Source organism: Kitasatospora cathayae (assembly GCF_027627435.1).
GTDB classification, from domain to species: domain Bacteria; phylum Actinomycetota; class Actinomycetes; order Streptomycetales; family Streptomycetaceae; genus Kitasatospora; species Kitasatospora cathayae.
The window spans coordinates 6826048-6844092 of sequence record NZ_CP115450.1; the positions used below are offsets into that span (position 1 = coordinate 6826048).

At 71.9% G+C, this 18045-nt stretch carries 17 protein-coding genes and 2 tRNA genes; 14 read left to right on the plus strand and 5 right to left on the minus strand.

Translation table 11 applies throughout. From position 1 onward, the window contains the following. Positions 1–13: 13 nt before the first annotated feature. Together O1G21_RS31055 and O1G21_RS31060 are read right to left on the minus strand one after the other, a co-directional pair. Complete coding sequence (locus O1G21_RS31055) at positions 14–583, minus strand: CGNR zinc finger domain-containing protein (RefSeq protein WP_270148320.1); 570 nt, start codon at positions 581–583, stop codon at positions 14–16. 365 nt (positions 584–948) lie between these two features. Continuing rightward, complete coding sequence (locus tag O1G21_RS31060; protein ID WP_030056266.1) at positions 949–1362, minus strand: SsgA family sporulation/cell division regulator; 414 nt, start codon at positions 1360–1362, stop codon at positions 949–951. Positions 1363–1786: 424 nt separating this feature from the next. On the opposite strand from O1G21_RS31060, the gene O1G21_RS31065 reads away from it, so the two are divergent. Continuing rightward, a tRNA-Val gene (locus tag O1G21_RS31065) sits at positions 1787–1858 on the plus strand. A gap of 212 nt (positions 1859–2070) precedes the next feature. Continuing rightward, positions 2071–2142, plus strand: a tRNA-Val gene (locus tag O1G21_RS31070). A 64-nt stretch (positions 2143–2206) separates the two neighbouring features. Here the strand turns inward: O1G21_RS31070 and O1G21_RS31075 are convergent. After that, positions 2207–2974, minus strand: a complete 768-nt coding sequence (locus O1G21_RS31075; RefSeq protein ID WP_270148322.1) for an exonuclease domain-containing protein — start codon at positions 2972–2974, stop codon at positions 2207–2209. A 150-nt stretch (positions 2975–3124) separates the two neighbouring features. On the opposite strand from O1G21_RS31075, the gene O1G21_RS31080 reads away from it, so the two are divergent. The 4 genes from O1G21_RS31080 (at position 3125) to O1G21_RS31095 (ending at position 7635) form a co-directional block, all read left to right on the plus strand. Next, the gene (locus tag O1G21_RS31080) at positions 3125–3679 is read left to right on the plus strand and encodes a DUF4365 domain-containing protein (RefSeq protein WP_270148323.1); all 555 of its coding nucleotides are present in this window, start codon (positions 3125–3127) and stop codon (positions 3677–3679) included. A gap of 32 nt (positions 3680–3711) precedes the next feature. Next, on the plus strand, positions 3712–4878 hold the full coding sequence (locus tag O1G21_RS31085) for a hypothetical protein (protein ID WP_270148325.1): 1167 nt from the start codon (positions 3712–3714) through the stop codon (positions 4876–4878). A gap of 88 nt (positions 4879–4966) precedes the next feature. Then, on the plus strand, positions 4967–6946 hold the full coding sequence (gene thrS / locus O1G21_RS31090; protein WP_270148326.1) for a threonine--tRNA ligase: 1980 nt from the start codon (positions 4967–4969) through the stop codon (positions 6944–6946). Between the two features lie 128 nt (positions 6947–7074). Next, positions 7075–7635 carry an HIT family protein gene (locus O1G21_RS31095; protein WP_270148328.1) on the plus strand — a complete coding sequence of 187 codons (561 nt, stop codon included), beginning with the start codon at positions 7075–7077 and terminating at the stop codon, positions 7633–7635. A 68-nt stretch (positions 7636–7703) separates the two neighbouring features. Here the strand turns inward: O1G21_RS31095 and O1G21_RS31100 are convergent, their stop codons facing one another. Next, positions 7704–9350, minus strand: a complete 1647-nt coding sequence (locus O1G21_RS31100) for a hypothetical protein (RefSeq protein WP_270148330.1) — start codon at positions 9348–9350, stop codon at positions 7704–7706. Positions 9351–9549: 199 nt separating this feature from the next. Between O1G21_RS31100 and O1G21_RS31105 the strand changes: the two genes are divergently transcribed. Then, positions 9550–9993, plus strand: a complete 444-nt coding sequence (locus O1G21_RS31105) for a thiol-disulfide oxidoreductase DCC family protein (protein WP_270151355.1) — start codon at positions 9550–9552, stop codon at positions 9991–9993. Here O1G21_RS31105 and O1G21_RS31110 read toward each other — a convergent pair. After that, positions 9981–12029, minus strand: a complete 2049-nt coding sequence (locus tag O1G21_RS31110; RefSeq protein WP_270148331.1) for an elongation factor G-like protein EF-G2 — start codon at positions 12027–12029, stop codon at positions 9981–9983. The genes O1G21_RS31105 and O1G21_RS31110 overlap by 13 nt on opposite strands. A gap of 243 nt (positions 12030–12272) precedes the next feature. Between O1G21_RS31110 and pgsA the strand changes: the two genes are divergently transcribed. The 7 genes from pgsA to pdxT all read left to right on the plus strand — a co-directional run bounded on the left by pgsA (position 12273) and on the right by pdxT (position 17955). Next, positions 12273–12920, plus strand: coding sequence for a phosphatidylinositol phosphate synthase (gene pgsA / locus O1G21_RS31115; protein WP_270151357.1), 648 nt, complete (start codon positions 12273–12275; stop codon positions 12918–12920). A 16-nt stretch (positions 12921–12936) separates the two neighbouring features. Beyond that, positions 12937–13893, plus strand: coding sequence for a phosphatidylinositol mannoside acyltransferase (locus O1G21_RS31120; protein ID WP_270148332.1), 957 nt, complete (start codon positions 12937–12939; stop codon positions 13891–13893). A gap of 41 nt (positions 13894–13934) precedes the next feature. After that, positions 13935–15110 (plus strand): glycosyltransferase family 4 protein, encoded by a 1176-nt coding sequence (locus tag O1G21_RS31125; RefSeq protein ID WP_270148334.1) that lies wholly within the window; start codon positions 13935–13937, stop codon positions 15108–15110. A gap of 89 nt (positions 15111–15199) precedes the next feature. Then, positions 15200–15568, plus strand: a complete 369-nt coding sequence (locus O1G21_RS31130; RefSeq protein WP_270148335.1) for a 5-carboxymethyl-2-hydroxymuconate Delta-isomerase — start codon at positions 15200–15202, stop codon at positions 15566–15568. Positions 15569–15656: 88 nt separating this feature from the next. Continuing rightward, positions 15657–16157, plus strand: coding sequence for a hypothetical protein (locus tag O1G21_RS31135; RefSeq protein WP_270151358.1), 501 nt, complete (start codon positions 15657–15659; stop codon positions 16155–16157). 172 nt (positions 16158–16329) lie between these two features. Further along, the gene (gene pdxS, locus O1G21_RS31140; RefSeq protein ID WP_270148337.1) at positions 16330–17241 is read left to right on the plus strand and encodes a pyridoxal 5'-phosphate synthase lyase subunit PdxS; all 912 of its coding nucleotides are present in this window, start codon (positions 16330–16332) and stop codon (positions 17239–17241) included. Positions 17242–17337: 96 nt separating this feature from the next. Then, positions 17338–17955 (plus strand): pyridoxal 5'-phosphate synthase glutaminase subunit PdxT, encoded by a 618-nt coding sequence (gene pdxT / locus O1G21_RS31145; protein WP_270148339.1) that lies wholly within the window; start codon positions 17338–17340, stop codon positions 17953–17955. Positions 17956–18045 lie beyond the last annotated feature (90 nt).

Consider the following 18045-nt stretch of genomic DNA (forward strand, 5'->3'; position numbering starts at 1 on the left):
CGCGGCGGGTGCGTCAGGCGGAGGGGACGGTCTCCGCCGACCGCTGCCGTGCCCGGTAGGCGGCCACGTGCAGCCGGTTGCCGCAGGTGCGGCTGTCGCAGTAGCGCCGCGAGCGGTTCCGGGAGAGGTCCACGAAGACCCGCGCGCAGTCCGGCGCCTCGCACCGGCGCAGCCGCTCCCGTTCGCCCGCCATCAGGATGAAGGCCAGCGCCATGCCCAGCTCGGCCGCGAGGTGGGTGCCGATCGCGGCGTGCGGCGCGAAGTAGTGGATGTGCCAGTCGTGGTGGTCGTGGTTGACCAGCCGGGGCGTCGTCCCGGCTGCCGCGACGATCGCGTTGACCAGCTCGGCGGCCTCTTCGGTGGACTCCGTCCCGAAGACCTCGCGCAGCCGGGTGCGCAGCTCCTGCACCTGGTGCAGGTCGTCCTCGGTGAGCGAGTCGATCTCGCTGATCTCCTGGCGGACCACGAAGGCGTCCAGCGCGGCGACGTCGGGCAGCCGCTCGTCGCCGCACACCTCGGGTGCGGTGTTGAGCAGGTCGACGAGGATGCTCAGCGCGCACTCGGTGTCATGGGTGATCAGCACGTTGGGACTCCTCGCGCAGGGGACTCCGGTACCCCGCGTCCACGGTTACCCCAGACCATACCGGCCCTTGCGGCATAAGGGCGGCGCGTTCGTTCGAAGGCCTGTACGGATCCCGTCAGAGTGTCCCAAAGCGGAACGACGACGGCGCCCGGCAGCGAGGCCGGCCACCCGTACGGATGGCCGGCCTGGCTGCCGGGCGCCTGCGGTGCTGCGGCCCCGCTCCGGTGGGAGCGGACCGTTCACCGGACCCCGAGGCCGCGTCGTGCGCGGCTGAGTCTGCTGCCGTGCCCCCGAGTAGGACGGCTGCGATGACGGCAGGAAGTACGGCCCCGCCGACAGCGGGGCTGGACCGTCTACGGTCGGGGTCAGCTTTCGGCGAGGATGTGGGACAGCTCCCGGTCGAGGTCGAAGTGACGGTGTTCGGTGCCGGGGGGCACCGCGGCGTCCGTCCGCTTGAGGAACGACTCAAGCGCCCGGGCCGGGGCCTCCAGCAGGGCTTCTCCTTCCGGAGAGCTCAGTGCGATGCAGACCACCCCTTGCCCGTGGCTGCGCGACGGCCACACCCGGACGTCGCCGGTACCGGTGGGTCGATGCAGCCCCTCCGCGAGGAGATCTCGGGCGAACACCCACTCCACGGTCTCGTCGGCGCCCGTGTGGAACGTGGCGTGCACGGCGTAGGGGTCGGCGGTGTCGTAGCGCAGGCCCGCGGGGACGGGCAGTGAGGACTCGCTGGACACGATGAGGCGCAGGTGCAGCTCGCAGCTGACCGTGGTGTTCATAAGCGCCATGGCCTTTCGCTCAGTGTGCGCTCGGGGAATCGCACGTCGGCGAACGGACCATCCCACCCCCAAGACCGATGTAAACCCCTCTGTCCCGATTCGGGCGCGAGTCGTACCCCTTACGGCGCATTGCGGAATCGTCGCGGAGTACCCGCCTGGGGCATTACCGGCGGTTCTTCTCGGCCGGATTCCGGGTCGGCGCGCACCTCGGCGTCCGCCCGGCCCGTGCGGGGTGCCGCGGGGCCGGGAGCGGGGGCGCGGATGGAGTGGCCGTGGCCCGACGAGTCGTGCGCGCGGAGGGGAACGGAGGAGGGTGCGGGCGGCGGAGGTGCGGCTCGGGGCCCTGGGGCGCCCGGGGCGGGGCTGCCGGTGGGCGGGGTGTTCGGAGCACCCTCCGGGATGCGGTAATGTTTTCCCTGCACCCGGGCGATTAGCTCAGCGGGAGAGCACTTCGTTCACACCGAAGGGGTCACTGGTTCGATCCCAGTATCGCCCACCGGAATGCATTGTGATATGTGAGGCCCAGTCGATTATCGGCTGGGCCTCACATGCATTTCCGGAATCCCGCCCGAAGTGCCGGCCGCAAATCCGGCTGAGGCACAGTCACCTTCCCTGCGGAGCGCGAGTTCTGTGGATCCGTCGGCCGTACCCCGGAAGAGCGAGTTGTACGACTGCCCCCGAATGGTGCTACAGTTCTTCTCGTTGCCCGGGCGATTAGCTCAGCGGGAGAGCACTTCGTTCACACCGAAGGGGTCACTGGTTCGATCCCAGTATCGCCCACCCGGACAGCACGCAGGCCCTGACCAGGAAACCGGTCAGGGCCTGCGGCGTTTCCCGGGGGCGGCTAGGCGGCCGCCTCGCAACCGTGTTCGGGTTCCAGTCGGCGGCCGCAGACGCACCGGGCCGGCCGCAGCGGCCAGGACGCGTCCACCCGCTCCGGGGTCCCCGAGCGGTCGAACCAGGCCTGCAGCCCGCGGGCCTGCGCCGCGTGCCAGACCGCCTGCCGCAGGTGCAGCTCCGCCGCCGACAGCCCGCCGAGCGCTGCCGGGTAGCGGGCCCCTATCCGCCGGATCAGCGACATGGCCGCCGTCGCGTCCGCCGCCGCGTCGTGCGCCCCGGTGAGGTCCACCCCGTAGTGGGCGCACAGGTCGGTCAGTGTCCGGCGGCCCTTGCGGTAGCGGTCCACGTGCTTGTCCAGCACCCGCGGATCCAGCACCACCAGCCCGGCCCCGGCCAGTCCGGCACTGAGCGTCAGTCCGTGGTGGCGGCGCAACTCCCGGTCCAGCAGCGTCAGATCGTAGGGCGCGTTCATCACCACCACCGGGCGGCCGGCCCGCGCCTGGGCCGCCAGCGCGCGGGTGACCTCCGCCACCACCACCCGGGCCGGCCGGCCGTACGCCCGGACCTGCTCGTCGGTGATGCCGTGCACCGCCCGGGCGCCGTCCGGGATCGGCACGCCCGGATCGGCGAGCCAGGTGGTGGTCTGCGCCGGTGCGTCCGGGGCGAGTTGGACGACCAGGGCGGCCGAGACGATCCGATCGGTCTCCACGTCCACGCCGGTCGTCTCGGTGTCGAAGGAAGCGAGTGGGCCGGTGTACCAGTGCTGCTGCATGACTGCCCCTCAGGCGTGCGTTCCGCGCCCTGGTGATACCCGGTTCTGACGCCCGCTCAACCCGTTTGGCCCAGCCCCGACCGGGGATCCTGCCCAGGACAGTCCCGTCCGAATCCGGACGGGCCCGGAGCCGGGGGAGGCCACGGGGCGATGGCACTGACCCAGCCGCAGCCCGACGGGGCGGCGGCCGCACTCCGGGGGAACCTCGCGGTCACCGCGTGCATGGAGACGCTGCAGGTCGGCTACCTGCACGCGGTCGCCGCCGCGGCCGGCTGCTCGCTCTCCCAGCCCTTCCCGGACAACGGCATCGACTGGCAGGTCAGCCACGGCTCCCGGGAGCACGAGGTGGACGACGAGGTCACCATCAAGATCCAGCTCAAGGCGACCCAGCAGATCGCGCCCGACCCGGCCGGGCCGTTCTTCAGCTTCACCCTGGACAACGACCACCTGCGCAAGCTCGCCCGCGCCCGGGTCGCCGTCCCGCGCATCCTGGTCGTGATGCTGCTGCCGCGCCGGGTCGACCACTGGCTCCGGGCCCGCCCCGACGCCCTCGAGCTGCGGCACTGCTGCTACTGGGTCAACCTGGCCGGCCACCCCGTCACCGGACAGCGGCGCACCAACGTCCGGGTGCCCACCGACAGGGTCTTCGACGACCGCGCGCTCTGCGACATCATGGCCCGGGTCGGCACGGGCGAGAGCCCGTGACCACCCGGCCCCGGCAGCGAGGAGCCACGCCCATGACACTGCCGCACGGACCGGACGGCCGGGCCCCGGCCCTGCCCGACCCGGCCACCGTCGACCCCGCGGTGCTCGCCACCCTGCTCGCCCGGCACGGCTGGGTCCGGCGCGGCGGACCCGCCGCCCGGTACGGCCGCTGGACCCCGCCGGACGGCGAACCCGGCACCAGCCTCCTCGTCCCCACCGCGGACGGCTTCGACGACGCCGTCGAACTCCTCACCGACGCCGTCACCGCGCTCTCCCGCTCCCGCACCCCCTCCGCCCGCTCGATCCTGCTCGCCCTCGCCGTCCCCGGCGACGAGCTGAGCTGGCGCCGCGAGCTGCCCGGCCCCGCCGACGCCACCCCCTGGGACGACGCCGAGCGGCTCCAGCGGGCAGCGCGCGCGATGCTCGCCGCCGGGGCCAAGGCCGGCCGGACCACCGCCGCCTACTACGGCGCCAGGCTGGACGACCTCGCCGGGGACTTCCTGGACCGCGTCCTGCTCGTCGAACAGGGCGCCGTCGAGCACGGCGCCGCCCTCACCGCCCACACCCCCGCCCCCGAGGGCCGGACCGCCGTCACCACACTGGTCCGCGCCCTCGAGGCGCTGCGCGACGCCGTCGACTACCGCCGGGTCAGCGGCGGGCCGGAGGCCTTCGAGAACGCCGTCCGGTCCGGAGTCAGCCGGGAACTCGTCCAGTCCGTCGAGGACCTGGTGCGCGGTGCCACCGCCGCCCGGCTCACCGTCGCCTGGTCGCCCGCCGCCGGGACCCCGGGCGGCTTCGGCGACCGCCGGATCGACCTCGAATTCTCCCCCGGTGACCTGCCCGCCCTGACCGAGGCCGCCGGACTGCTGGCACGGATCGAGCCCGCCGTCGACGTCACCGTGGTCGCCGTGGTGGTCCGGCTCAAGCGCGCCGACCCGTCCGGTCCCGGCTCGGTACGACTGCGGGTGCTCGGCGGCGCCGAAGTCCGCGAACTCAAGCTGCGCCTGCCCGACCCCGACTACCGGCTCGCCGCCGAGGCCCACCTCTCCGGCGTCCCGGTCCGGGTCTCCGGCCGCCTCGAGCGGCGCGACGGATTCCGCCGGCTGACCCGGGCCCACGGCCTGGAGCTGTGCGGTTGGGGGGAGGACGAGCGCGAGCGGCTGCTCAAGGGACTCCAGGAGGGGGGAGAGAGGTCCTGAGTTCACGGTGCGGGTGGCGCTCTCGGTACCATCGTCACGCGCAGCGCAGTGTTGCGTCCTCTGAAATCCAGTACGTCAGGAGAGACCGGTGACGGACGTCCGGGTAATCATCAGCCGCGAACCCGATCGGGAAGAGCGCGTGGTGACGACGGGCACTACGGCCGCCGAGCTCTTCGCCGACGACCGCTCGATCATCGCCGCCCGCGTCGGCGGCCAGCTCAAGGACCTCGCCTACGTCCTCCAGGACGGCGAGGAGGTCGAGCCGGTCGCGATCGACAGCAAGGACGGCCTCGACATCCTGCGCCACTCCACCGCGCACGTCATGGCCCAGGCCGTGCAGCAGCTCTACCCCGAGGCCAAGCTCGGCATCGGCCCGCCGGTCAAGGACGGCTTCTACTACGACTTCGACGTCGAGAAGCCCTTCCACCCCGATGACCTCAAGGCCATCGAGAAGAAGATGCAGGAGATCATCAAGCGCGGGCAGAAGTTCTCCCGCCGTGTGGTCACCGACGAGGCCGCCCGCGAGGAGCTGGCCGCCGAGCCGTACAAGCTGGAGCTGATCGGCCTCAAGGGCTCCGCCGCCACCGCCGGCGAGGGCGCCGACGTCGAGGTCGGCGCCGGCGAGCTCACGATCTACGACAACCTGGACGCCAAGAGCGGCGAGCAGTGCTGGGGCGACCTCTGCCGCGGCCCGCACCTGCCCAGCACCCGCCACATCCCGGCGTTCAAGCTGATGCGCAACGCCTCTGCGTACTGGCGCGGCAGCGAGAAGAACCCGCAGCTCCAGCGCATCTACGGCACCGCCTGGCCGACCAAGGAAGAGCTCAAGGCCCACCTGGACTTCCTCGTCGAAGCCGAGAAGCGCGACCACCGCAAGCTCGGCAACGAGCTCGACCTCTTCTCCATCCCGGAGGAGATCGGCTCCGGCCTCGCCGTCTTCCACCCCAAGGGCGGCATCATCCGCCGCGCCATGGAGGACTACTCGCGCAAGCGGCACGAGGAAGAGGGCTACGAGTTCGTCTACACCCCGCACGCCACCAAGGGGAAGCTCTTCGAGAAGAGCGGCCACCTCGACTGGTACGCGGACGGTATGTACCCGCCCATGCAGCTCGACGAGGGCGTGGACTACTACCTCAAGCCGATGAACTGCCCGATGCACAACCTGATCTTCGACGCGCGCGGCCGCTCGTACCGTGAACTGCCGCTGCGCCTCTTCGAGTTCGGGACGGTGTACCGGTACGAGAAGTCCGGCGTCGTGCACGGCCTGACCCGCGCCCGCGGCTTCACGCAGGACGACGCCCACATCTACTGCACCCGCGAGCAGATGGCGGACGAGCTCGACTCGACCCTGACCTTCGTGCTCAACCTCCTCCGTGACTACGGTCTGACAGACTTCTACCTGGAGCTGTCGACCAAGGACCCGGTGAAGTACGTCGGCAGCGACGAGACCTGGGAGGAGGCCACCCGCGTCCTCGCGGCCGTGGCCGAGAAGCAGGGTCTGCCGCTGGTGCCGGACCCGGGCGGCGCGGCCTTCTACGGCCCGAAGATCTCGGTGCAGGCCAAGGATGCGATCGGCCGCACCTGGCAGATGTCCACGATTCAGCTGGACTTCAACCTGCCGGAGCGTTTCGACCTGGAGTACACCGCGGCGGACGGCTCGCGTCAGCGGCCGGTCATGATCCACCGGGCGCTCTTCGGATCGATCGAGCGCTTCTTCGCGGTGCTGCTGGAGCACTACGCCGGTGCCATGCCGCCGTGGCTGGCCCCGGTCACCGTGACCGGCATCCCGATCACCGACGAGCACGTGCCGTACCTGCAGGAGGTCGCGGCCGAGCTGAAGAAGCACGGGATCCGGGTCGAGGTGGACACCTCGGACGACCGCATGCAGAAGAAGATCAGGAACGCCCAGAAGACCAAGGTTCCGTACATGCTGATCGCCGGCAACGACGACGTCGAGGCGGGCGCGGTCTCCTTCCGCTACCGCAACGGCGAGCAGAAGAACGGCGTCCCGCGTGACCAGGCGATCGCCGAGATCGTCGATGCAGTGGCCCGCCGTATTCAGGTGTAACCCCTCCCCGCCTGAGCGGGGGTGATTCGAACGGTGTGCCGGTCGCCGAGGCAGTCGCCGAGGTCACGCGCGGGGCGGGCTCTTCAAGAGTCTGCCCCGCGCGGCTTTGCAAGCAAGATTGGGCGAATATGCTGATCAGCATGACGACTGAGCCGGAACTGCAGCGGGGTGTCGGTGAGCCGGACGGCTTCCGCCGCCTGTGGACCCCCCATCGGATGGCGTACATCCAGGGTGAGAACAAGCCCACCGGCCCGGCTCCGGACGACGGTTGTCCGTTCTGCTCGATCCCGTCGCTGAGCGACGAGGACGGGCTGGTCATCGCGCGGGGGAGTGCCGTGTTCGCGGTGCTGAACCTGTACCCGTACAACGGCGGGCACCTGATGGTGGTCCCGTACCGGCACGTGGCCGACTACACCGACCTCGACGAGGCGGAGACCGCCGAGCTGGCGGACTTCACCAAGCGGGCGATGACCGCGCTGCGCGCGGCCTCGGGGGCGCACGGGTTCAACATCGGGATGAACCAGGGCGCGGCGGCCGGGGCCGGGATCGCGGCGCACCTGCACCAGCACGTGGTTCCGCGCTGGGGCGGGGACACCAACTTCATGCCGGTGGTCGGCCACACCAAGGTGCTGCCGCAGCTGCTGGCGGACACCCGCAAGATGCTGGCCGAGGTCTGGCCGCAGGGCTGACCCCACGCGAGAAGCGGGGCCCGCCACCGAGGAGTTCGGTGGCGGGCCCCCTTCGTACGTCGTCCGGATCAGCCGGCGTCGAACTGGTCGACCTTGTACGGTCGGCTGCCCTGCGCCTCGGACTTGATGATCGAGGTGCGGTTCTTGAAGAAGCGGTCGGCGTCCAGGTCGTGCTCCTGGAGGAACTCCAGGGTGGCGGTGTGCACCGCGTTGAGCACCGGGACGGAGGCGTTGAGCGCGTTGTCGACCATGGAGCGGTTGTTCCAGGCGGTGGCGACCCAGGCGTGCCGCAGCCCGAAGGGTTCGGGCAGGCCGAGGCCGCCGCCGAGCCAGCCGAGCAGGCCGGGCATCCGGTGGAAGGGGGCGCGGACGGCCTGGCGGACCACCTCGTCGTTGTCGATCAAGGGGAGCTTGACGGTGCGCTCCTCCCAGAACTTCACCGTCTTGGCGATCGTCTTCTCCTTGTCCTTCGGCTTGTCGAAGAAGACGCCCTTGACCGGGCCGAGCGCGTAGCCGGCCACCGAGATGCTGAGCACGTTGGCGAGCAGGGTCACCGTGACGGTGAAGGTGATGACCAGCTTGCCGTCGTGGGTGATGAACTGGGTGGCCAGGTAGTGCCGGGGGCCGCCGGGGAAGGTCTGCTTGTCGGCGAGGCCCTGCACGGCGAAGTCGCGCATCCGCTCGCCGTCCATGTCGGCGCCGGCGGGGCGGCTGATCTCGTCGGCGGTCTCGCTGACGTCGAAGACCACCCACTGCTTGATGGCGACGTCGGGGATGCCGCTGTTGGCGACGTGGCTGACGCCGAGGCCCTTGAGATGGGCGGAGATCCGGCGGACCAGGTCCCAGGGGTGGAAGGCGCGGAAGTCGACGTGGCCCTCGGCGGGGTGGAGGGTGTCGGCGAGGCGCCACTCGCCCCAGCGGCGGCCGGCGCCGAGGATGCCCTTGGGACCGGCGTAGTGGTGGATGTTGGTCTCCTGCTCGGCGTCCAGCCGGCCGAGCTTGTCGCGCAGGTCGTTGGCCTTCTTGTCCAGGTCGTCGCGGGGGACGGCCTTGGCGACGGTGGCGGCGACGGCGGTGCCCTCGACCAGATCCTGCCAGCGGCCGCGGAGGTCCTTGGCGGAGCGCTCGACGATCCGGCGGGCGAGGTACCAGCCGAGCACCGGGGCGAGCATGGTGATCCGCAGGTAGATGCCGAGGACGCCGTCCGCCGGGGGGCGGAGCAGCAGGACGGCGGCGAGGACGGCGGTGGCGATGAGGGCGAGGGCGCCGTAGGTGTCGGCGCCGCGGGTGTTGTCCCGCTTGAGCCAGGCGCGCAGTTGGAAGGCGCCGAGCCAGATCAGGGTGCCGGGGAGGAAGAGCAGGCCGGTGACGACGCTGACGGTGCTGAGCTGGCGGTCGCGGGCGTGGCGCAGTTCCTCGGCGGCGAGGCAGTGTTCGACGACCTGGCGGGTGTCGACGCCGAAGGAGGGGACGAGGGGTTTGCGGTCGCCGCCGAGGGCGCGGGAGATCAGTGCCTTGCTGAAGGCCTCGCCGACGTTGGGGCGGAAGAGGGCGAAGCGGCCCTTCTTCGCCGTGACGTCGGTGACGTCCGTGGCGAACTGGCCGATCTCGCCGTCGCGGTAGGCGGCCGAGGAGAGCGCCTGGGTGACGGCGGTCTGCGGGCCGGCGTCGGTCCGGGGTATCTGCGCACCCGGGGTCATGTCGAGTGTGGTCACGGTGGCGTCCCCTCCTCCCCTTGTCAGCGGCAGGTTACCGTGCCGTGGCACCCCCGCGCGGATGATCGTCTGAAGTACCGTGACGAACCGTCACGTTCCGGCCGCGCCCGGCCTGAGGGGCATGATGCCCGCTTTCGGCCGGGTCGATACCCGCCCGGGCCGCTCCGGTGGGGGTGGAGGAGGATGGACGGTGAAGCCGATGAAGGGGGTTGCCGTGAAGGATCCGGTGCTGGTTTTCGACGGGGACTGCGCGTTCTGTTCGTCGTGCGTGCGCTGGGGGGAGAAGTACCTGCGGCAGACGCTGGCCTCGGGGGGCTGGGAGGCGGTGCCGTTCCAGTTCGCGGAGCTGGCGGAGTTGGACGCGCTGGCGGGCGGCCGGGGTGAGGTGTCGGCCGAGCGGGCCGAGCGCGAGGTGCTGTGGGTGACGCCGGCGGGCCGGGTGTACGGGGGCGCGCAGGCGGTGGCGCGGGTGCTGATGCGCTCCGGGGGTGCGTGGGCGTACCTGGGTGCGCTGATGGCGCTGGGGCCGGTGCGTCCGGTGGCGGGTGTGGTGTACCGCTGGGTGTCGCGGAACAGGCACCGGATGCCGGGGGGTACGGCGGCGTGTGCGCTGCCGAACCGGAAGCCGGCTCAGTCGGTGTAGCGCTCGGCGAGGGCGGCGGGCATGGGTTCGTGGCGCAGGTAGGCGCGGGAGAACTCGGCGGTGCCGTGGGTGAGCGAGCGCAGGTCGACCGGGTAGCGGACGAGTTCGAGTTCCGGGACTTCGGCGCGCAGCAGGGTGAGGCCCTGGCCGCCGGTCTCGGTGCCCAGGACGCGGCCGCGGCGGGCGGAGAGGTCGCCGAGGACGGCGCCGAGGTACTCGTCGGGCAGCAGGATGCTGACGGCGGCGACGGGTTCGAGCAGGCGGATGACGGCGTGCTCGGCGGCGTCGCGCAGGGCGAGGGCGGCGGCGTTCTGGAAGGAGGCGTCGGAGGAGTCGACGGAGTGGGCCTTGCCGTCGGTGAGGGTGACCCGGACGTCGACGAGCGGGTAGCCGGTGGCGACGCCCTTGGCGAGCTGGGCGCGCACGCCCTTCTCGACGGAGGGGATGAAGTGCTTGGGGACGGCGCCGCCGACGACGTGTTCCTGGAACTCGAAGCCGGAGCCGGCCGGGAGGGGTTCGACCTCGAGGTCGCAGATGGCGTACTGGCCGTGGCCGCCGGACTGTTTGACCAGCCGGCCGTGGCCGGCGGCGGCGGTGCCGAAGGTCTCGCGCAGGGCGACCTTGGGTTCGACGGTGTCGACGTGGACGCCGTGGCGGGTGCGCAGCCGGTCGAGGACGACTTCGGCGTGGGCTTCGCCGGTGCACCAGAGGACGAGCTGGTGGGTGTCGGGGTTCTGTTCGAGGCGTAGGGCCGGGTCCTCGGCGCTGAGCCGGGTGAGGGCTTGGGAGAGCTTGTCGTCGTCGGCCTTGCTGTGGGCTTCGACGGCGATCGGCAGCAGGGGTTCGGGCAGGGTCCAGCTCTCGAGTTCGACGGGGTGGCCGGGGGCGTGGACGGTGTCGCCGGCCCGGGCGGTGGTGAGTTTGGCGGCGCAGACCAGGTCGCCGGCGACGGCGTGCGGGACGGGGCGCTGGAGTTTGCCGAAGGGACTGGTGAGGGCGGTGACGCGTTCGTCGTCGTTCTGGTCGGCGGTGTGGGCGGGGCCGACGAGGTGGATCCGGGTGTCGGGGCGCAGGGTGCCGGCGTACAGGCGCAGCAGGCTGATCCGGCCGACGTAGGCGTCGCCGGTGACGCGGATGACCTGGGCGGCGAGCGGGGCGTCGGGGTCGCAGGCGGGGGCGGGGCGGGTGCGTTCGGTGGGGTTCGGGAAGGTGTGGGCGATCAGGTCGAGGAGTTCGGCGGCGCCGAGGCCGCTCTCGCTGGTGGGGACGGCGGGGTGGAGGGCGCAGGAGAGGACTTCGCGGCGCATTCCGGCTTCGAGGGCGTCGGTGTCGAGGGGCTCGCCGGAGAGGTAGCGCTCCATGAGGGTGTCGTCCTGGCCGGAGATGGCCTCGACGAGGCTGTCGTGGGCGGGGCCGGTGTCGGGCAGGGGGGTGGCGTCGCCGTAGGTGTCGCCGGTGAGGAGGTCGACGCTGCCGTCGGGGTGTCCGTCGTGGAGGACGGGCAGGAAGAGCGGGCGCAGGGTGTCCGGGCCCAGGTCGAAGGCGTCGTGGCAGGTGGTGAGGATGTCGTCGAAGCCGGTGCGGGCGAGGTCGAGTTTGGCGACGGCGACGGCGCGGGGGATGCCCTCGGCGGCGCACTCGCGCCAGAGGGCGCGGGTGGGGGCGGTGACCGGGTCGGTGGCGGAGACGACGAAGACGGCGGCGTCGGCGGCGTGCAGGGCGGCGCGCAGGTCGGCGGCGAAGTCGGGGTGGCCGGGCGGGTCGATCAGGTTGATCTTGACGCCCTTCCACTCGAGCGGGAGCAGGGAGAGCTGGACGGAGCGCTGCTGCTGGTGCTCGATGTCCTCGTGGTCGGAGACGGTGGTGCCGTCGGTGACGCGTCCGGCGCGGCCGGTGGCGCCGGCGGCGAGGGCGAGGGATTCGGCGAGGGTGGTCTTGCCCACACCGCTGGAGCCGATGAGGACGACGTTGCGCAGGTCCTGCGGGCCGGTGATGGCGGGCGCCTGGCCGGCTCGTGCGGTGCTGCGGTCGGGCATCGGGGTCTCCTCCCGTGGCGCCGAGGCTGACTTTCGCAGTCTAGGGTCGGGTCCGGCGATGCGCGTGTCGGGTGACCGTCCGTGTGTGGGCGGTGGCCGGTGCGCCGTCCGGCGGTGCGTGCGCCGGAGCGTGTCTCGGGCGTGGCTACGATGGGTGCGCCGGGCGGGCTCATTCGTCCGGCCGTCTGCCGCCGTGTGCTGCGCCAGGCGGGTACCTGGGAGATCGGAGCGGCTGAGAAGGCCATGCTCAACAAATACGCGCGTGCCTTCTTCACACGTGTTCTGACCCCGTTCGCCGCGTTCCTGATCCGGTTGGGTGTGAGCCCGGACGCCGTGACGCTGATCGGTACCGCCGGTTCGGTGGCCGGTGCGCTGGTGTTCTTCCCGCGGGGGGAGTTCTTCTGGGGCACCATCACGATCACGCTGTTCATCTTCTCGGACCTGGTGGACGGGAACATGGCCCGTCAGCTGGGCCGGAGCAGCAAGTGGGGGGCTTTCCTGGACTCCACGCTGGACCGGGTCGCGGATGCGGCGATCTTCGGTGGTCTGGCGATGTGGTACGCGGGCAAGGGCGACAACAACCTGCTGTGCGCGGTGGCGATCTTCTGTCTGGCCAGCGGGCTGGTGGTGTCGTACACCAAGGCGCGGGCGGAGAGCCAGGGTCTGCCGTGTGACGTGTCGGGGCTGGTGGAGCGGGCCGAGCGGCTGGTGGCAAGCCTGGTGGCGGCCGGGGTCGCGGGTCTGCACGAGTTCGGGGTGCCGTACGTGGAGTGGCTGCTGCCGGTGGCGCTGTGGCTGGTGGCGGCGGGCAGCCTGGTGACGGTGTTCCAGCGGATGCTGACCGTGCGCCGGGAGGCGTTCGAGGCCGACCGAGTGGCGGCCGGGAGTTGACGGGGGGCGTCCTGCGGTGACGGACCGACTGGTGTACTGGGCGTACGCGCTGGGGTGGGGGGTGCTGAAGCACCTGCCGGAGCCGGTGGCGCGGTGGCTGTTCGACCGGCTGGCGGACTACGCCTGGCGCCGCCGCGGCCCGCGGGTGCGCCAGCTGGAGGCGAACCTGCGCCGGGTGCGTCCGGGGCTGCACGAGGCGGCGCTGCGGCGGTTGTCGCGGGCCGGGATGCGGTCGTACCTGCGGTACTGGATGGAGTCCTTCCGGCTGCCGGTGTGGAGCCGGGCGAGGATCGCCCGGGACGTCCGGGTGGACGGCTTCGAGAACCTGCGGGAGGTGCTGGAGTCCGGGCGGGGCGCGGTGATAGCGCTGCCGCACATGGGCAACTGGGACCTCGCGGGCACCTGGGTCGCGCAGCTGGGCTACCCGTTCACCACGGTCGCCGAGCGGCTGAAGCCGGAGCGGCTGTTCGACCGGTTCGTCGCGTTCCGGGAGGGCCAGGGCATGGAGGTCCTGGCGCTCACCGGGGGCGGGGTGAACGTGATCGGCACGCTGGCGCGGCGGCTGCGCGAGGGCAAGCTGGTCTGCCTGGTGGGGGACCGGGACCTCTCGGAGGCGGGCATCGAGGTGTCGTTCTTCGGTGAGCCGACCCGGATGCCGGCCGGTCCGGCGGCGCTGTGCCAGCGCACCGGGGCGGCGTTGCTGCCGGTGACGCTGTGGTACGACGGCCCGGTGATGCGCGGGATCATCCACCCCGAGGTGCCGGTGCCGCAGGAGGGCGACCGCAAGGCGCGGACGCTGGCGATGACCCAGGCGATGGCGGACGTGTGGCAGCGCGGGATCAGCGAGCACCCGCAGGACTGGCACATGCTGCAGAAGTTCTGGCTGGCCGACCTGCCGGCCCGCGACACGGCGCGTCCGGAGCCCGCCGCGGGGGCCGCGGCCGAGCCCGCCGCCGGGGCCTCCGGGGCCTGAGCCCGGCCCGTACGACCTGTCCGAAGGAGCTTGAGGAACCCGTGAAGATCGGCATCGTCTGCCCGTACGACTGGGACGTCCCCGGTGGGGTGCAGTTCCACATCCGGGACCTCGCCGAGCACCTGATCGGTCTGGGCCACGAGGTGTCGGTGCTGGCGCCGGCCGAGGACGACGAGGCGCTGCCGCCGTACGTGGTCTCGGCGGGGCGGGCGGTGGCGGTGCCGTACAACGGGTCGGTGGCGCGGCTGAGCTTCGGCATCCTGTCGGCGGCGCGGGTGCGGCGCTGGCTGCGCGAGGGGCGCTTCGACATCCTGCACGTGCACGAGCCGGCCTCGCCGAGCCTGTCGATGCTGGCGGCCTGGTCGGCCACCGGGCCGATGGTGGGCACCTTCCACACCTCGAACCCGCGCTCGCGGGCGATGATCGCGGCCTCGCCGATCCTGCAGCCGGGGCTGGAGAAGATGCGGGCCCGGATCGCGGTGTCGGAGTACGCCCGGCGCACCCTGGTGGAGCACCTGGGCGGGGACGCGGTGGTGATCCCGAACGGGGTGGACGTCGGGTTCTTCGCGGGGGCCGAGCCGGACGAGCGCTGGACCGGGCGCGCGGCGGCGGGGGAGCCGGGCACGATCGGTTTCATCGGCCGGATCAACGAGCCGCGCAAGGGCCTGCCGACGCTGCTGGCGGCGCTGCCGAGGATCCTGGCCGAGCGGCCGGGGGTGCGGCTGCTGGTCGCGGGCAAGGGCGACGAGGAGGAGGCCGTGGCGGGCCTGGCGCCCGAGGTGCGGGGGCAGGTGGAGTTCCTGGGCATGGTGTCGGACCGGGACAAGGCCCGGCTGCTGCGCAGCGTGGACCTGTACGTGGCGCCGAACACCGGTGGCGAGAGCTTCGGGATCATCCTGGTGGAGGCGATGTCGGCGGGTGCCCCGGTGCTGGCCAGCGACCTGGACGCGTTCAAGCAGGTGCTGGACGGCGGGGACGCCGGGGAGCTGTTCCCGGTGGAGGACGCGGACGCGCTGGCCCGTACGGCGCTGCGGCTGCTGGGGGATCCGGGGCGGCTGGAGGAGCTGCGCAAGGCGGCCTCGCGGCACGTGCGGCGGTTCGACTGGTCGACGGTCGGTGCGGACATCCTGGCGGTGTACGAGACGGTGACGGCCGGGGCGGCGGCGGTGGTCGAGGAGGACGTGCGCAACGCCCCGAGCCGGAGATCGCGCCGGTGACGAAAGCGAGGAGCGTCCCCGGGGGCGGGCCGGGTGTCAGCGGCGTTAGGGTCGGGCCGACCGCACCACTGTGACCCATGGGGGAAACGATGCCGCAGATTTCCGTCGACTACTCGTCGAGCCTCGCCGGGACCTTCGACCGCCGGGCGCTGGGACTGGCGATCAACCGGCTGGCGGAGGAGACGATCGACGCCAAGCCGGAGTCGTGCAAGACGCTGTTCCGGCAGAGCGAGGAGTTGGTGGTCGGCACCGGCGGGCTGACCGGCGACGCCCAGGTCTACGTCGAGTTCCAGGTGTTCCCGGGCCGTACGCCGGAGGCGAAGGCGGCGCTGAGCGAGGGCGTGATCGCGCTGCTGGCCGAGCACGTCACCCCGCCGTCCGGGACCCGGCTGTTCACGGCGGTGAACATCGCGGACATCGACCGGGAGAGCTACCGCAACGCCAGCGTCCAGGGCTGACGCCGGCCGGGGCGGTCGGTGACACCCGGTAACGTAGCGGCCCGTGACTACCTGGATCTGGGCCGGCGTGGCCGTGGTGCTGTTCGGCATGTACCTGAGTTGGACGGCCGGCCGCTTGGACCGGCTGCACGCCCGGATCGACGCCGCGCGGGCGGCGCTGGACGCGCAGCTGGTCCGCCGGGCCTCGGTGGCGATGGAGCTGGCGACGTCCTCGCTGCTGGATCCGGCGGCCTCGCTGCTGCTGCTGGACGCGGCGCACGCGGCCCGGCAGGCCGAGGACGAGCACCGCGAGGTGGCGGAGAGCCAGCTGAGCCTGGCGCTGCGGGCGGTGTTCGAGGAGCCGGAGCAGGTGGCGGTGCTGGTGGCGGAGCCGGGCGGCGAGGAGGCGGTTCGTGATCTGACGGCCGCGGTCCGCCGGGTGCCGATGGCCCGCCGGTTCCACAACGACGCGGTGCGGGCTGCGCGGGCGGTGCGGGAGCACCGGCTGGTGCGGTACTTCCGGCTGGCGGGGAAGGCGCCGTTCCCGATGGCCTTCGAGATGGACGACGCTCCGCCGCCCGCCCTCACGCCCGAGGGTGCGCCAGCTTAGGTCTGTCTTCGGACTCCCGCCTGCGGGGCGAAGACAGACCCTAGGCTGTCTCCGGATACGGCCCGTTTGTCGCATCCCGTCGTCCGGGCTGGACTTGGTGGCGCATGGTTGGGCCACTCGTTCCGCCTACCATAGGGCGATAGCACTGGTTCATCTTCGAGTGAGGTCTCACGTGTCCACCACCCCCACCACCGCAGACCAGCCGCAGATCGGTACCGCCCGGGTCAAGCGCGGCATGGCCGAGCAGCTCAAGGGCGGTGTGATCATGGACGTGGTCAACGCCGAGCAGGCGAAGATCGCCGAGGACGCCGGCGCGGTTGCCGTCATGGCCCTGGAGCGGGTTCCGGCCGACATCCGCAAGGACGGCGGCGTGGCCCGCATGTCCGACCCGAACATGATCGAGGAGATCATCAACGCGGTCTCCATCCCGGTGATGGCCAAGTCCCGCATCGGTCACTTCGTCGAGGCCCAGGTCCTGCAGTCGCTCGGTGTCGACTACATCGACGAGTCCGAGGTGCTGACCCCGGCCGACGAGGTCAACCACTCCGACAAGTGGGCCTTCACCACCCCCTTCGTCTGCGGTGCCACCAACCTGGGCGAGGCGCTGCGCCGCATCGCCGAGGGCGCGGCCATGATCCGCTCGAAGGGTGAGGCCGGCACCGGCAACGTCGTCGAGGCCGTCCGCCACCTGCGCCAGATCAAGAACGAGATCGGCCACCTGCGCGCGCTGGACCACAACGAGCTGTACGCCGCCGCCAAGGAGCTGCGCGCCCCGTACGAGCTGGTCAAGGAGGTCGCCGAGCTCGGCAAGCTGCCGGTCGTGCTGTTCTCCGCCGGTGGCGTGGCCACCCCGGCCGACGCCGCGCTGATGCGCCAGCTGGGCGCCGAGGGCGTCTTCGTCGGCTCCGGCATCTTCAAGTCGGGCGACCCGGCCAAGCGCGCCGCCGCCATCGTGAAGGCCACCACCTTCTTCGACGACCCGAAGATCATCGCGGACGCCTCCCGCAACCTGGGCGAGGCCATGGTCGGCATCAACTGCGACACCCTGCCGGAGACCGAGCGCTACGCCAACCGCGGCTGGTAATCGCTCCCTCCCCTTCGCCGGCCCGCCGCAGCGCCTCGGTGTGCGGCGGGCCGCGCCGCGTAGTTCCGTAGTAACGATCGATTGAGGTTGAAGACCGTGAGCACTCCCGTCATCGGCGTCCTCGCCCTGCAGGGCGACGTCCGCGAGCACCTGGTGGCGCTGGCCGAGGCCGACGCGCTCGCCCGTCCGGTGCGCCGCGCCGAGGAGCTGGCCGAGGTCGACGCGCTGGTCATCCCCGGCGGGGAGTCCACCACCATGTCCAAGCTGGCGCTGCTGTTCGGCGTGATGGACCCGGTGCGCGAGCGGGTCGCGGCCGGGATGCCGGTGTACGGCACCTGCGCGGGCATGATCATGCTGGCCGACAAGATCCTCGACGGCCGGGAGGACCAGGAGAGCGTCGGCGGCATCGACATGACGGTGCGCCGCAACGCCTTCGGCCGCCAGAACGAGTCCTTCGAGTCCGGCATCGCCTTCAAGGGCCTGGACGACGCACCGGTGCACGGCGTGTTCATCCGCGCCCCCTGGGTCGAGTCGGTCGGCGCGGGCGTCGAGGTGCTGGCCGAGCTGCCCGGCGCGGACGGCCCGGAGAGCCGGATCGTGGCGGTGCGCCAGGGCAACCTGCTGGCCACCTCGTTCCACCCCGAGCTCACCGGCGACCACCGCGTGCACGCCTACTTCGTGAAGATGGTCGAGGAGCACCTCGCCGGCGAGTAGGGCATCCGCGGCCGTGTGCGCCTTACCGGTGACGACACCGGTAAGATCTCATCTGTTTCATTTCCCTTTGGCGACGTAAAGGAGCTGGCG

What these genes read in the sequence shown, in the direction of transcription:
- O1G21_RS31060 (WP_030056266.1), bottom strand. Translation starts at nt 1,362, where the DNA reads ATGAACACCACGGTCAGCTGCGAGCTGCACCTGCGCCTCATCGTGTCC.
- O1G21_RS31075 (WP_270148322.1), bottom strand. Translation starts at nt 2,974, where the DNA reads ATGCAGCAGCACTGGTACACCGGCCCACTCGCTTCCTTCGACACCGAG.
- O1G21_RS31080 (WP_270148323.1), top strand. Translation starts at nt 3,125, where the DNA reads ATGGCACTGACCCAGCCGCAGCCCGACGGGGCGGCGGCCGCACTCCGG.
- O1G21_RS31085 (WP_270148325.1), top strand. Translation starts at nt 3,712, where the DNA reads ATGACACTGCCGCACGGACCGGACGGCCGGGCCCCGGCCCTGCCCGAC.
- O1G21_RS31095 (WP_270148328.1), top strand. Translation starts at nt 7,075, where the DNA reads ATGCTGATCAGCATGACGACTGAGCCGGAACTGCAGCGGGGTGTCGGT.
- O1G21_RS31105 (WP_270151355.1), top strand. Translation starts at nt 9,550, where the DNA reads ATGAAGGGGGTTGCCGTGAAGGATCCGGTGCTGGTTTTCGACGGGGAC.
- O1G21_RS31110 (WP_270148331.1), bottom strand. Translation starts at nt 12,029, where the DNA reads ATGCCCGACCGCAGCACCGCACGAGCCGGCCAGGCGCCCGCCATCACC.
- pgsA (WP_270151357.1), top strand. Translation starts at nt 12,273, where the DNA reads ATGCTCAACAAATACGCGCGTGCCTTCTTCACACGTGTTCTGACCCCG.
- O1G21_RS31130 (WP_270148335.1), top strand. Translation starts at nt 15,200, where the DNA reads ATGCCGCAGATTTCCGTCGACTACTCGTCGAGCCTCGCCGGGACCTTC.
- O1G21_RS31135 (WP_270151358.1), top strand. Translation starts at nt 15,657, where the DNA reads ATGTACCTGAGTTGGACGGCCGGCCGCTTGGACCGGCTGCACGCCCGG.